We start from the raw sequence: 11,972 nt of genomic DNA, 5'->3' as shown, positions 1-11,972 counted from the left end.
CTCCTCCGCTCCAAGTCTCAGGTCTATCGAGCCGCAGTCCAGAACGGGATTGGCCGCGAACCATTATGGCCTTCGTCCCCGATGTCAGCGGCGCGGCGGAACCGGAATGCGCATCAGATCCTCGGCCACCACGATCTCCCCGCCGAAATGGGCACGGGCATCGGCCAAATGCTGGTCCAGGGCGCGGTAGCGCTGCGAGTAGTGGGTCAGCACCAGGGTGCGAACCCCCGCCCGCGCCGCCACCTGTGCCGCCTGTCCCGCCGTGAGATGACCGTATTCGACGGCCAGGTGCTCATCGGCATCGACGAAGGTGGACTCGATGACGAGCATGTCCACGCCCCGGGCCAGGTCGTGGACGCCGTCGCAGAGCCGCGTGTCCATGACGAACGCGAAGCTCTGTCCCGGCCGCGCCTCGCTCACCTCGTCGAGAGTGACCACGCGCCCGCCGATCTCGACTTCGCCGCGCCGCTGCAGTTCACCCACGACGGGCCCGGACAATCCCAGTTCGCGCAGTCGCTCGGGAATGAAGCGCAGGCTGTCCGGCTCGTCGAGCCGGTAGCCGAACGATTCGACCGGGTGGGACAGCCGCGCCGTGCGCAGGGTGAAATCGGCTCCCGGCGGCGGCAATTCACCGGCATCGGTGATCGGGTGCGGGCGCAGGTCCACATGGCGGTTGTGCGCCGAGGAATCGATGAGCCGTTCGTAGTAGACCTCGCCGGACGCCGGGAAGTAGACGTCCACCGGATGCAGCGCCCCGTCGAGGCTGATGCGGCCCAGCACACCCGGCAGGCCGAAGCAGTGGTCCCCATGGAAGTGGGTGATGCAGATGCGGGTGATCCCGCTGGCGGCCACCCCCGCGAAGCTCATCTGCCGCTGGGTGCCCTCCCCCGGGTCGAACAGCAGCCCCTCGCGATCCCACCGCAGCAGGTAGCCGTTGTGATTGCGCTGTTTGGTCGGTACTTGGCTGGCCGTCCCCAGAATGACCAGTTCGCGCTGTGACACGGCCGTCAGGCTACCGTCCACCCCGCCGATCCTCGCGGTGGCGAGGCGGGCGCGTCCCGTAACGATACCGATAGGGGGTATCCGGCCGGACGGTGGCGGGTCCGTAGAATGGCCGCCGTGATCGAACAGCAGCCCCGAGGCACCCGGTTCATCCGGGCCGTCGGGCTGCTCGCCCTGCTGGCCGGGCTGGTGGCCATGCACGCGCTCGTCCTGGGCATGAGCCATGACCGCATGACCGGCGACCACGCCGGGAGCCCGGCGACCGTTATGACCGAGCACATGCACGACGCCGCACTGCCCATGGCGGGTATCGCCCCCATCGCCAAGGCCTCGGCCCTCGGCGAGAACCACATGTCCATGCCCGGCTGTGGCGGCGATTGCGGCAACGGCCACGCGGGAATGCACGGCTGCCTGTTCGTGCTCGCCGCGCTGCTGCTCGGACTGGGTCTGGCCTTGCTGGCCTGGGTCGGCATCGGCCGCCGCGACGCCGTCACCTCGACACCGCGCCGCCCGCGCGCGCATCACGCCCGTCCACCACCCTGGACGGTGCTCTCCCTGGCCGAACTGGCGATCCTGCGGATCTGATGGGCCGCCGCGGCCGCGTATCCCTCGCGCGGACGCGGGTTTTCGCCTGCTCATTTCCCGATTCACCAGTACTCACCAAGGAGTTCGACCATGTTCAGCACCCGGATCAAGCTCGCCCTGATCGCCGGCACCGCGGCCACCGCCCTGATCGCCGCCGGCTGTAGCGGCAATAACAGCGACACCTCGAAGGCCGCGCCGTCCTTGACCACCACGGCCATGGATCACGGCGGCATGCCCGGCATGGATCACGGCGCGACCGGCACCTCGGCGCCGGCGGCCACCCGCAGCGACTTCAATGCCGCCGACGTCACGTTCCTGCAGATGATGTACCCGCATCACGCGCAGGCCGTGGAGATGGCGAAGCTGGTGCCCACCCGCTCGCAGAACCAGCAGCTGATCACCCTGGCCAAGGCCGTGGAGCAGGCGCAGTCGCCGGAGATGCAGCAGATCACCACGCTGCTGCAGAGTTTCGGCAAGCCGGCGCCGAGCGGCGACATGGGTCACGATATGCCCGGCATCATGTCGAAGGACCAGATGACCAAGCTGGAGGGCCTGTCCGGCCCGGACTTCGACAAGCTGTGGATGCAGATGATGATCGAGCACCATCAGGGCGCGATCACCATGGCGAATACCGAACTGGCACAGGGCACGAACGCCGAATCGAAGGTCCTGGCGCAGTCCATCGTGACCGCGCAGCAGCAGGAAATCACCCAGATGAACAGCATGCTGGGCCAGAGCTGACCGCGAGAAGCCAACGGGTGCGCCGGTATCCGGCGCACCCGTTACGAGCGTTTTCTCAATTGCCGATTACGGCGTTCATGATGGTGCCGGCGCTGGTGGCGGTGACGCCGCCGATCATCGCTCCGGCCACCATCTTCGGTGATTCGAGGCCGCCGCCGCTCCACTTCTCCCAGGCGAACCGGCCACCGCCGTAGGTGATGGCGGTGACGCCGGACAGCATGGTGAACCAGGTGAAGTAGCGGACCAGCTTCATCAGCTTGTCCGCTACGGGCGGGGTCTCCGGGGTCGGGTTGCCGATCTGCGCGACAACCGTGGTGTAGGCGTCGTGCACGGCGAGGAGCATGCTCACGACCGGTTCCTCTCGGGATGCTGAGACGGTGCTGATGGGTCGAACTTGTGGCACAACTCTCACTATTCAGAGCAATTGAACCGCATTCCGCGAGGTCGCGTATGGAAGACACACCACCAGCACCGAACTCGAGCACCCGATCAGCTACCGGATTTCGCCTCCGCGCGGGCCATCACCGAGTGCCGTCGGCCGTAGGCGAAGTACACGACCAGGCCCAACGCCATCCAGATGACGAACCGCAGCCAGGTCTCCACCGACAGGTTGAACATGAGCCAGGCGCAGGCGATGACCGACAGGATCGGGATGAGCGGCACCAGCGGCACCCGGAAGCCACGCTTCAGATCCGGCCGGCTGCGGCGCAGCACGACCACGCCGATGGACACCAGCACGAACGCGAACAGCGTGCCGATATTGACCATTTCCTCCAGGGTGCCGAAGTCCACGAATCCGGCCAGCACCGCGCAGATGACGCCGACGATGGCGGTGATCCGCACCGGGGTGCCCTTGGGGCCGGTGTGGGCGAGCCGGCGCGGCATCAGGCCGTCGCGGGACATGGCGAACAGCACGCGGGTCTGGCCCAGGAACAGCACCATGACGACCGTGGTCAGACCGGCCAGCGCGCCGACGGAGATGATGTTCTTGGCCCAGGTGACGCCGTGCAGGGCGAAGGCCGTTGCGAGGGTGGCGTCATTGCCCTGCAGGTCCTTGTAGGACACCATGCCGGTGAGCACCAGCGAGACCGCCACGTACAGCACGGTCACGATGGCCAGCGAGCCCAGGATGCCGCGCGGCACATTGCGCTGCGGATCCTTGGTCTCCTCGGCGGCGGTGGCGACCACGTCGAAGCCGATGAAGGCGAAGAACACGATGGAGGCCGCGGCCAGCAGGCCGTACCAGCCGTAGTGGCTGTTGCCGCCGCCGGTGACCAGCTGGAACAGGGTCTGCTGCAGCGTGCTCGCGCTGCCGGAGTCCGCGTTGGGGACCGATGCGGGGATGAAGGGCTTCAGGTTCGAGGCCTTGAAGTAGGTGGCGCCGACCACGACCACCAGCGCGATGACGGCCAGCTTGATGGCGACCGCGACCGCGGACACCCGCGAGGACAGCTTGGTGCCGAGGGCGAGCAGCACGCCGAGTACGGCGATCAGAACGACCGCACCCCAGTCGAACTTGACCGACCCGAAGTGCCAGATGGGCTGATGCCCGCCCATGACCGTGCCCAGATACTGAGACCAGCCCTTGGCGACCACCGAGGTGCCGAGCGCGAATTCCAGGATGAGGTCCCAGCCGATGATCCAGGCCACCAGCTCACCGAAGGTGGCGTAGGAGAAGGTGTACGCGCTGCCTGCGACGGGGACGGTCGAGGCGAATTCGGCGTAGCAGAGTGCGGCCAGGCCGCAGGCGACGGCCGCGAAGACGAAGGCCAGTGAGACCGCGGGTCCGGCCATGTTGCCCGCGGTACGCGCGGTGAGGGTGAAGATACCGGCGCCGACCACGACCGCGACGCCGAAGATCGTGAGGTCCCACGAGGTCAGGTCCTTGCGGAGTTTGGCATCGGGATCGTCGGTGTCCCGGATCGACTGCTCGACGCTCTTGGTGCGGAACAGTCCGGTGGTGCGCTGGGCAGCGGGACCGGCAGCGTCTCGCGGGGAGTCCGATATCGCCACTGTCTCTCCTAAATCTGGCTTCTCGGCAACAATGCAGTTCTCACCGTTCGGTCGCCGTCAGGCGAGTTATCGGCGTCACACGGCACCGTATCACCAGCTGGTACGTACCAGTTCAGCAACAGGCTGGTCACCGAGAATGCACCCCCGTGCGGCCGCAACACCACGCCGGGACCGGTGGGTCGGATTAGTGTTTCGGTATGGCTTTCGGGGGAGCGTCCGCGGGCGGCGATCCGGTCGCGCTGGATCGGGTGCTGGCGCATGCGCACGGCGTCCGGGTCAGGGAGATGCCCGGGCAGGCGCCGACCCTGCTGGAGGAGCGGGACCCGATTGCCGTGCGAGCGCTGCGGGACGCCCTGCGCATTGCCGACCTGCCCGGCTTCGTGTGCATGTGCTGGGGCGATGTGGTGCTGGACTTCTTCGATACCGCCGAGCGTCCGCTCGCCACGGTGACCCTGCATCACGGCTATTCGATCCGCTGGGACGGCTGGCCCCAGGACGCCCTGCTGGCCGACGGCGTCCGCCCGCTGGAATGGCTTGCCGTGCGCGGCGTCGCCGCTCCCCTGCGCGAATACCGCGCGGCCGAGCAGCGCCAGGCCGAAATCGACCGTGCCGCCCGGCTCTGGGCGGCCGAGATCCCCGCACCGCTCATGTCGTACGCCGGCCTCTTTCTCGATACGTCCACCTCCGGCGACAGCCTGACCGGACGCCAGGTGGCGGAGGTCCACGACCTGCTGTCGGCGGCGTACCCGGATGCGGTGGAGCGAATCCTGCGCCTGTGCGCCTGGTACGCCGCGGGCACCGGCGCCTCCTCGGGCCACCCGCCGCACGAACGCATTCCGGCCCAGTGCCTGGATCTGGAGAACCACACCGATTTCGCCCGCGCGGTCGACCTCGCCGACGACGCCGCCATCACCGGCGCGATCCGCTACCTGCTCGGCTGGGATACCCGAAAACGCCTGGCCCGCCTACTGTCCGCGCTCTCCCCCGCCGCGCGCCGCAAGGTCCTCCTCCGCGCCCCCGACGCCGAATCCCGCCACTGGCTGGAACGCCGCATCGCCGGGTTGCAGTGAGGTCGACGCACCGGCTCGGCCGGAGATTAGCCTGGAAACATGGTCGAGTTTCCCGAGAGCAACGTGGGGCCGAAGTTCAAGGGCAAGCGGGTCGGGTACTTCCGCGAGACGGCGGGGTATCGGCGGTATGCGAAGGCGTATCGGGACGGGTTCGGGCTGTTGCCGCCCGTATGGGAAACCATCGATGTGCCAACGAGTTTCGGGACGGTGCGGGCGTATCGATTCCGGGCGGGGGAGGCGACGCCGCTGGTGCTGCTGCCCGGCAGGCAGGCCGCCACGCCGATGTGGGCGGCGAATCTGCCGGGGCTGCTGGCGGTGCGGCCGGTGATCACGCTGGATCTGCTGGGTGAGCCGGGGTTGAGTGTGCAGTCCGGGCCGCTGGCCGACGGAGTCGATCAGGCGGCGTGGCTGTCGGAGGCGCTGGCGGCGTTGGAGTCTCGGCCGGTGCATGTGCTGGGCGTGTCGATCGGCGGGTGGTCGGCGGTGAATCTGGCCGTGCACCATCCGGATCGGGTGGCCTCGCTCATCACCCTGGATGCGCCGTTCGTGTTCGGCGGGGTGACCTGGAAGATGATTCTGGTGTCGCTGGGTTCGGTGCTGCCGGGGATGCCGGAGACGTGGCGCAACAAGCTGTTGAGCTGGATTTCCGGCGGGGTGTCCGCGCCGCAGGACCTGCCCGAGGGCAGGCTGATCGCCTCGGGCATGAAGGACTTCGCCTCCTATCTGCCGATGACCAATCAGCCTGCCAAGGACCAGCTTTCGGCCCTGACCATGCCGTTCCTCGGGATCTTCGCCGGGCGCAGCATCGTGCACAATGCCCGCAAGCTGGCGGACAGGGCGCGAAAGCTGGTGCCCGGCGGTGAATTCGAGGTGTGGCCGGACGCCTCACACGCCATCAACGGCGAGTTCCCGGACGAGATCGCGGCGCGCGTCGCGAAGTTCCTCGGCGAGATAGAACCCGCCGCAGGCTGATTCATCCAGCCTGGCTCAGGTGCGAATCGGTCACGGCACCAGAACCGCGCGCCCCCGGATCTGGCCCGCGTCCAGGCGGCGGAAGGCTTCCGGCCCTTCGGCGAGGTCGAAGCGCTCGACCTCCATGTGCAGCTTGCCCGCCTGGGCGAGGGCCACGCACGCGTGCAGGTCGCTGCGGGTGCCGCCCAGCGATTTCCGCACGGTCGCGCCCCACGGCCAGCCGGGGCCGCCGGCCGGTCCGGCGGTGATTTCCGGTGCGCCGCCGCCGATTCCGACCATGCGGTAGGCACCGTTGGGGGCGACGGTCTCGCAGGCCAGCTTGGCGGTGGCGTCCACACCGACGAAGTCGAAGACGGCGTCCGCGCCGCGCCCGTCGGTGAGGTCGAGGATCTGCTTGGCGGTGTCGCCGCCGGAGAGGATGCCGAGCTCCGCACCGCAGTCGGCGGCCAGGTCCAGCTTCTCCTGTGCCTGGTCCACGGCGATGACCCGTACGCCGGAGATGGCGTGCAGGATCTGCACCGCCACGTGCCCGAGCCCGCCGATGCCGATGGCGACCGCGGTACCGCCGGGCCGGAGTGCTTCGCGCGCACCGCGAATGGCGTGGTAGGCGGTGAGGGCGGCGTCGGCGACCGGCGCGGCCTGCAGGAAGTCCAGGTCGCCGATGGGCACGAACGAGCTCGCCGGAATCCGCACGTACTCCGACATGCCGCCCTCGATGGTGAGTCCGGGGCAGGGCGGCATGGCGACGCGACCAGCCGCGAGACAGACGTTCTCGTTGCCGCTCACACACTCCCGGCAGACGCCGCAGGTCCAGAACAGGTAGACGACACCGCGTTCGCCGATCTCGCGCCCGTTCACATCCGAGCCGATGGCCTCGATGGTGCCGGCGATCTCGTGGCCGAGGGTGAGCGGATCCTCGCGCAGCTGGATCGGGAAGTTGACCAGGGTCAGGTCGGAGTGGCAGACGCCCGCGGCGCCGACCTTCAGCAGCAGATCGGTGGGTCCGATGTCCGGGACCGGGATGTCGTTGATCTGCACCTTTTCCGGGCCGGTCCACTGGAGTGCGCGCATCGTGCTTCCTTGCCTCGAGCTTGTGATCTGGCGCACACGGTAGCATTGGCTTTACACTGCGTCTAGCGAATGACGGAATGTCTACTGATTTACCCGAAAGCCTTCCCACCATGTCGGACAGCTGTCTAGGCTCGCGTCCCATGAACACACCGCGGATCGCCATCGTGGGCGCCGGAATCTCCGGGATCTGCATGGCCGTGGCTCTGCAGCGGGCCGGATTCACCGACTTCACCCTCTACGAGAAGGCCGACGAGTACGGCGGCACGTGGCGTGACAACAGCTATCCGGGCCTGGTGTGCGATGTGCCCTCGCGGTACTACCAATTCCGGTTCGCCATGAATCCCGAATGGTCACACCTGTATTCGGCCGGGCCGGAGATCAAGGACTACCTGATCGGGGTGGCGCGCGAGCACGGACTCCACCGGCGCACCCGCTTCGGGACCGAGGTGACCGGCGCGGTGTTCGACGGCAACGGCTGGCAGCTCACCACCTCCGACGGCGCGACCCGGCGTGTCGACTTCGTCCTGTGCGCAACGGGTTTCCTGCACCACCCCAACCGGCCCGACATCCCAGGCCTCGACGAATTCGGCGGCCCGGTCATGCATTCCGCGCGCTGGCGGCACGATGTCGAGCTGACCGGCAAGCGGGTGGGCGTGATCGGCACCGGCTCCACCGGCACCCAGCTGGTGAGCGCGCTCGCGGGCACGGTGCCGGAAGTCGTGCTGTTCCAACGCACTCCGCAGTGGATCCTGCCGACGGTGAACCGGTCGTACACGCGGGTGTCGAAGCGGCTCTACTCGCTGATACCCGCGCTGGGCGCACTCCCCTACTGGTTCAATCGCGCCGCCTTCGCGGTGTTCTCGCAGGGCCTGGTGCATCCCGGCCGGGTGCGCCGGTTCATCCAGTGGGTGGTGGAGCGAAACCTGCGGTCGGTCAGGGATCCTGAACTGCGGCGCAAGCTGACGCCCGACTATCAGGCCATGTGCAAGCGGCTGGTGGTGTCCGACCGCTTCTACCAGGCGGTGCAGCGCCCCGATGTCGCGCTGGTGACCGAGAGCATCGACCACGTCGGGAAGCGCGGCGTGGTGACCACCGATGGCCGCCTGCACGAGCTCGACATCCTGGTCCTGGCAACGGGATTCGACTCGCACGCCTTCATGCGCCCGATGGCGATCACCGGATCGGACGGCCGCACCCTGGATCAGGCGTGGGAGCAGGGCCCGCGCGCCTTCGAGGGCGTCATGATGCCGGGCTTCCCGAATCTGTTCATGCTGGTCGGCCCGCACAGTCCCTTCGCCAATCATCCGCTGACCGCGGTCGCCGAGGCGCAGTCCGCGCGTATCGTCGGCTGGCTGCGGCGGTGGCAGGCAGGTGAATTCGCGACCGTCGCCCCCACCCGCGCCGCCACCGACCGCTACAACGCGCGGATGCGGGCCGCCGCACCGAGCACGGTGTGGACCACCGGCTGCACCAGCTGGTACCTCGGCGAGGACGGGCTGCCCGAGCTGTGGCCGTGGACCCCGGGGCGCTACGAGAAGCTGATCCGCAGCGCACCGGATCCGGTCGACTACGACCTGAATCAGCGCGTCGAGAGCCGGAAGTGACATCGTGGAAACAGCGTTCTGGCGCTCGATCTCCCGCCTGGTGGGCCGCTGGTGGTTCGGCCCCGCCCCGGACTGGTCTCGCGTCCGCGCCCGGGTCGGTGCGGGCACCACCTTCGCCCGGGCGCCGCGTGGTATCGCCGTCGAGACCAGTCGACTCGGCGACATACCGGTCGAAACCCTCACTCCCCGTTCGGCACCCACCGATGCCGCGGTGCTGTACCTGCACGGCAGCGGCTATGTGATCGGCATGCCACGCATGGTGCGCACCCTCACCGGCGCGCTGGCGGAGGCCATGGGGACCACCGTGCACGCCCTCGACTACCGGCTGGCCCCCGAGCACCCGTACCCGGCCGCCATCGACGACACCCTCGCGGCCTATCGCGCCCTGCTCGCCGCGGGCATTCCCGCCGAACGCATTGCGGTGGTGGGCGATTCGGCCGGTGGTGGCCTGGCACTGGACCTGGCCCTGCGGCTGCGCGAGAAGAACTGGCCGCAACCCGCGATTCTCGGGCTCATCTGCCCCGTGCTGGACCTGACCGTGAATTCCTCGGCCTTCCAGTGCGATCCGAGCCGCGAGCCGCTGCTGAACCCGCCGCTCATGGCGCAGTTCATGGACGCGTACCTGCCGGGTGTCCCCGAGGACGAACGACGCGCCCGGTCCCCGCTCTACCGCGACATCACCGGCCTGCCGCCCATCGTCATGCATTCGGCGGGCGACGACCTACTGGCCGGGGATGCCCGCCGCTTCGCCGCCCTCGCGGCGAAATCGGCTGCGCCCCTGCGGCACCGCGAGTACCGCAATCTCTGGCACGTCTTCCACGCCATGCCCATGCGGGTGGCGCGGGAAGCCGTGGCCGATCTCGCATCCGCGCTGTCCGAACGCCTCTACGGCCGCCACGTCGGCCACCGGGTAAGCCGCTGATCGCGCGGATCACACGAAAGCCCGGCTGACGACCGGCACCACGAACTCCTCCAGCATGGCACGCTCCTCCGCGTCGTCGCGGCCGGGGGCGGCGAGGAAGGAGACGATGATGCGGGTCAGCCAGCGGGCCAGGCGGCTGCGCTCGGGATCGGTGAGGGCAGTGGGCGTGAACAGGCCCGCCGCAATGGATTCGATTACGTCGGAGTCCTGGCTGATGCGCCCGGCCGCGCCGGACTCGCCGGGGCGGAACCAGGCGATGAGCATGGGGTCGGCCCGGACCGCATGGATCGCGCCGAGCATGGCGGTGACCACCTTGTCGCCCGGATCCGCGATCGCGGCGACCTGCTCGAACACGCCCCCGGCAATGCGGCGGGTGGCGCGGTGCACGAAGGCCAGCCGGACGGCCTGCCGGTTCTCGAAGTATCGGTAGAGCGTCGCGCGGGAGCATCCGGCCGCCTTGGCGATATCGCCCATGCCGACCGCGGTGACGCCGCGCTCGGCGAACAGGCGCGCGGCGGCATCGAGGATGCGCTCGGCGGCCAGGTCGGCACGGTCGTCGGCCAGCCAGTCTCGGCTCATGGATGTCCCTTCGGTGCTCGCGGGCCCGGCGGCGGGGCAACCGCCACCGGACCCACTCGTTCACACTCTGCCCGCGCGGTGCGCGGACGGTGCGACCGGGCCGACCTTGCGGTGGCCGCCCCGGGGTCGGTCAGGCCGTCGCCCGGAACGGGACGGAGATCGGCCAGCGCACGTAGTTGCCATGTGCCCACCGCACGGTATCGAGATCGACGGCAAAGTCCGGGCAGCGGGCCAGCAGTTCCTCCAGGGCGACCCGCGCCACCATGCGGGCGGCGGCCGCGCCCAGGCAGTGGTGGTGGCCGTGGCTGAAGGTCAGGATGCGCTTGGGGTTGCGGCGCACGTCGAGTTCGGCGGCGGTGGGCCCGAATTCGCGTTCGTCGCGGTTGGCCGACCCGTAGAGCAGCAGCACTCGGCGGCCCGCGGGGATGGTGACGCCGTGCAGTTCCACATCGCGGGTGGCGGTGCGGGCCAGGCCCTGGACCGGGGAGGTCATGCGGAGGAATTCCTCGACGGCGTCGGGGATGAGCGCCGGATTCTCCACCAGCAGGCGGCGCTGCTCGGGGAAGGCGGTGAGCAATTGCACCGCGCCGCCGAGGTTTCCGGTGGTGGTGTCATTGCCGCCGGTGATCATGGTGAAGGCGAAGCCGAGCATGGCCAGCAGGCCCTCGTTGTCGCCGTCCGCGCCGAGCCCGGAGGCCAGCAGGTGTGAGATGGTGTCGTCGCCGGGTTCCTGGCGCCGCTGGTCGATGAGCTCGCTGAAGTAGCCGACCATTTCACCGACCGCGGTGAAGGCGTTCTGGTCGCCCGCGGCCAGCCCCGCGCCCTCGACCGCGCCACCGACGATGTTCTCGGTCCACGCGTCGAACCTGCCCCGATCCCGTTCCGGCACACCGAGATAGTGCGCCACCACCATGGTGGGCAGAGGCTTGAACAGGTCCTTGACGATATCGCCCGAGCCGGCGGCCCGCAGCCCCTCGATGCGCTCGATGACGAAGGCGCGTACCTCGGGTTCGACCGAATTGACCTGCCGGGGTGTGAATCCCGGTGATACCCGGCGGCGGAAGTCGGTGTGGTCGGGCGGGTCCATGAAGACGAACGGCTTGGCGGCGCCGAATCCTGCGGCCAGCAGGTCGACGTAGTCGACGGTGAGGCCGGAGGCCGAGGAGAAGGTCTCGGGGTCGCGCGCGGCCGCGTATACGTCCGCGTGCCGGGACAGGACGTAGAAGTCGTCGGATTCGCGGCCCTCCGGGACGGCCCGGTGGACCGGATCATGGTCGCGCAGTTGGGAATACATGGGATACGGGTCGCGCCAGGTTTCGCCGGAGCGCAGTTCGAATCGCACCGCATGAGACGCCGTTGAACTCATGAACCGACGGTAAGACAAAATTCATAATATGTCTAGAACCTGTTGCA

The 11,972-nt window shown here is 68.8% G+C and carries 12 protein-coding genes; 6 read left to right on the top strand and 6 right to left on the bottom strand.

Annotation, left to right across the window (positions count from 1 at the left end; genetic code table 11):
- Window positions 1-84: 84 nt before the first annotated feature.
- Window positions 85-1,002 (bottom strand): ribonuclease Z, encoded by a 918-nt coding sequence (locus ACIRRA_RS33580; RefSeq protein ID WP_402776624.1) that lies wholly within the window; start codon window positions 1,000-1,002, stop codon window positions 85-87.
- A 117-nt stretch (window positions 1,003-1,119) separates the two neighbouring features.
- Here ACIRRA_RS33580 and ACIRRA_RS33575 point away from each other — a divergent pair, with 117 nt between their 5' ends.
- Both ACIRRA_RS33575 and ACIRRA_RS33570 read left to right on the top strand, forming a co-directional pair.
- Window positions 1,120-1,587: a DUF6153 family protein gene (locus tag ACIRRA_RS33575; RefSeq protein WP_402776622.1), complete on the top strand. Its 468-nt coding sequence runs from the start codon at window positions 1,120-1,122 to the stop codon at window positions 1,585-1,587.
- Between the two features lie 90 nt (window positions 1,588-1,677).
- A complete protein-coding gene (locus ACIRRA_RS33570; RefSeq protein ID WP_402776620.1) occupies window positions 1,678-2,328 on the top strand; it encodes a DUF305 domain-containing protein in 651 nt (216 codons plus the stop codon).
- 55 nt (window positions 2,329-2,383) lie between these two features.
- Here the strand turns inward: ACIRRA_RS33570 and ACIRRA_RS33565 are convergent, their stop codons facing one another.
- Together ACIRRA_RS33565 and ACIRRA_RS33560 are read right to left on the bottom strand one after the other, a co-directional pair.
- The gene (locus ACIRRA_RS33565; protein ID WP_356995903.1) at window positions 2,384-2,671 is read right to left on the bottom strand and encodes a hypothetical protein; all 288 of its coding nucleotides are present in this window, start codon (window positions 2,669-2,671) and stop codon (window positions 2,384-2,386) included.
- Window positions 2,672-2,817: 146 nt separating this feature from the next.
- Window positions 2,818-4,341, bottom strand: a complete 1,524-nt coding sequence (locus ACIRRA_RS33560; protein WP_402776618.1) for an APC family permease — start codon at window positions 4,339-4,341, stop codon at window positions 2,818-2,820.
- A gap of 197 nt (window positions 4,342-4,538) precedes the next feature.
- On the opposite strand from ACIRRA_RS33560, the gene ACIRRA_RS33555 reads away from it, so the two are divergent.
- Together ACIRRA_RS33555 and ACIRRA_RS33550 are read left to right on the top strand one after the other, a co-directional pair.
- On the top strand, window positions 4,539-5,411 hold the full coding sequence (locus ACIRRA_RS33555) for a hypothetical protein (protein WP_402776616.1): 873 nt from the start codon (window positions 4,539-4,541) through the stop codon (window positions 5,409-5,411).
- 39 nt (window positions 5,412-5,450) lie between these two features.
- On the top strand, window positions 5,451-6,383 hold the full coding sequence (locus tag ACIRRA_RS33550; protein ID WP_402776614.1) for an alpha/beta fold hydrolase: 933 nt from the start codon (window positions 5,451-5,453) through the stop codon (window positions 6,381-6,383).
- Between the two features lie 30 nt (window positions 6,384-6,413).
- Here the strand turns inward: ACIRRA_RS33550 and ACIRRA_RS33545 are convergent, their stop codons facing one another.
- The gene (locus ACIRRA_RS33545) at window positions 6,414-7,454 is read right to left on the bottom strand and encodes an NAD(P)-dependent alcohol dehydrogenase (RefSeq protein ID WP_402776612.1); all 1,041 of its coding nucleotides are present in this window, start codon (window positions 7,452-7,454) and stop codon (window positions 6,414-6,416) included.
- 140 nt (window positions 7,455-7,594) lie between these two features.
- Between ACIRRA_RS33545 and ACIRRA_RS33540 the strand changes: the two genes are divergently transcribed.
- Window positions 7,595-9,058, top strand: coding sequence for a flavin-containing monooxygenase (locus tag ACIRRA_RS33540; protein WP_402776611.1), 1,464 nt, complete (start codon window positions 7,595-7,597; stop codon window positions 9,056-9,058).
- 4 nt (window positions 9,059-9,062) lie between these two features.
- Window positions 9,063-9,980 carry an alpha/beta hydrolase fold domain-containing protein gene (locus tag ACIRRA_RS33535; RefSeq protein WP_402776609.1) on the top strand — a complete coding sequence of 306 codons (918 nt, stop codon included), beginning with the start codon at window positions 9,063-9,065 and terminating at the stop codon, window positions 9,978-9,980.
- Window positions 9,981-9,989: 9 nt separating this feature from the next.
- On the opposite strand, the gene ACIRRA_RS33530 is transcribed toward ACIRRA_RS33535, so the two are convergent.
- On the bottom strand, window positions 9,990-10,559 hold the full coding sequence (locus tag ACIRRA_RS33530) for a TetR/AcrR family transcriptional regulator (protein WP_402776607.1): 570 nt from the start codon (window positions 10,557-10,559) through the stop codon (window positions 9,990-9,992).
- A gap of 130 nt (window positions 10,560-10,689) precedes the next feature.
- Window positions 10,690-11,925: a cytochrome P450 gene (locus ACIRRA_RS33525; protein WP_402776605.1), complete on the bottom strand. Its 1,236-nt coding sequence runs from the start codon at window positions 11,923-11,925 to the stop codon at window positions 10,690-10,692.
- Window positions 11,926-11,972 lie beyond the last annotated feature (47 nt).

Source organism: Nocardia sp. NPDC101769 (assembly GCF_044766925.1).
In the GTDB taxonomy this organism is placed as follows: Bacteria; Actinomycetota; Actinomycetes; order Mycobacteriales; family Mycobacteriaceae; genus Nocardia.
Note: the sequence above shows the minus strand (reverse complement) of the source record. Positions and strands in the feature narration are given on the sequence as shown.

Bases quoted from the DNA above. Each gene is read 5' to 3' on its own strand.
- ACIRRA_RS33570 (WP_402776620.1), top strand. From the start codon at position 1,678: ATGTTCAGCACCCGGATCAAGCTCGCCCTGATCGCCGGCACCGCGGCC.
- ACIRRA_RS33565 (WP_356995903.1), bottom strand. From the start codon at position 2,671: ATGCTCCTCGCCGTGCACGACGCCTACACCACGGTTGTCGCGCAGATC.
- ACIRRA_RS33555 (WP_402776616.1), top strand. From the start codon at position 4,539: ATGGCTTTCGGGGGAGCGTCCGCGGGCGGCGATCCGGTCGCGCTGGAT.
- ACIRRA_RS33550 (WP_402776614.1), top strand. From the start codon at position 5,451: ATGGTCGAGTTTCCCGAGAGCAACGTGGGGCCGAAGTTCAAGGGCAAG.
- ACIRRA_RS33545 (WP_402776612.1), bottom strand. From the start codon at position 7,454: ATGCGCGCACTCCAGTGGACCGGCCCGGAAAAGGTGCAGATCAACGAC.
- ACIRRA_RS33540 (WP_402776611.1), top strand. From the start codon at position 7,595: ATGAACACACCGCGGATCGCCATCGTGGGCGCCGGAATCTCCGGGATC.
- ACIRRA_RS33530 (WP_402776607.1), bottom strand. From the start codon at position 10,559: ATGAGCCGAGACTGGCTGGCCGACGACCGTGCCGACCTGGCCGCCGAG.
- ACIRRA_RS33525 (WP_402776605.1), bottom strand. From the start codon at position 11,925: ATGAGTTCAACGGCGTCTCATGCGGTGCGATTCGAACTGCGCTCCGGC.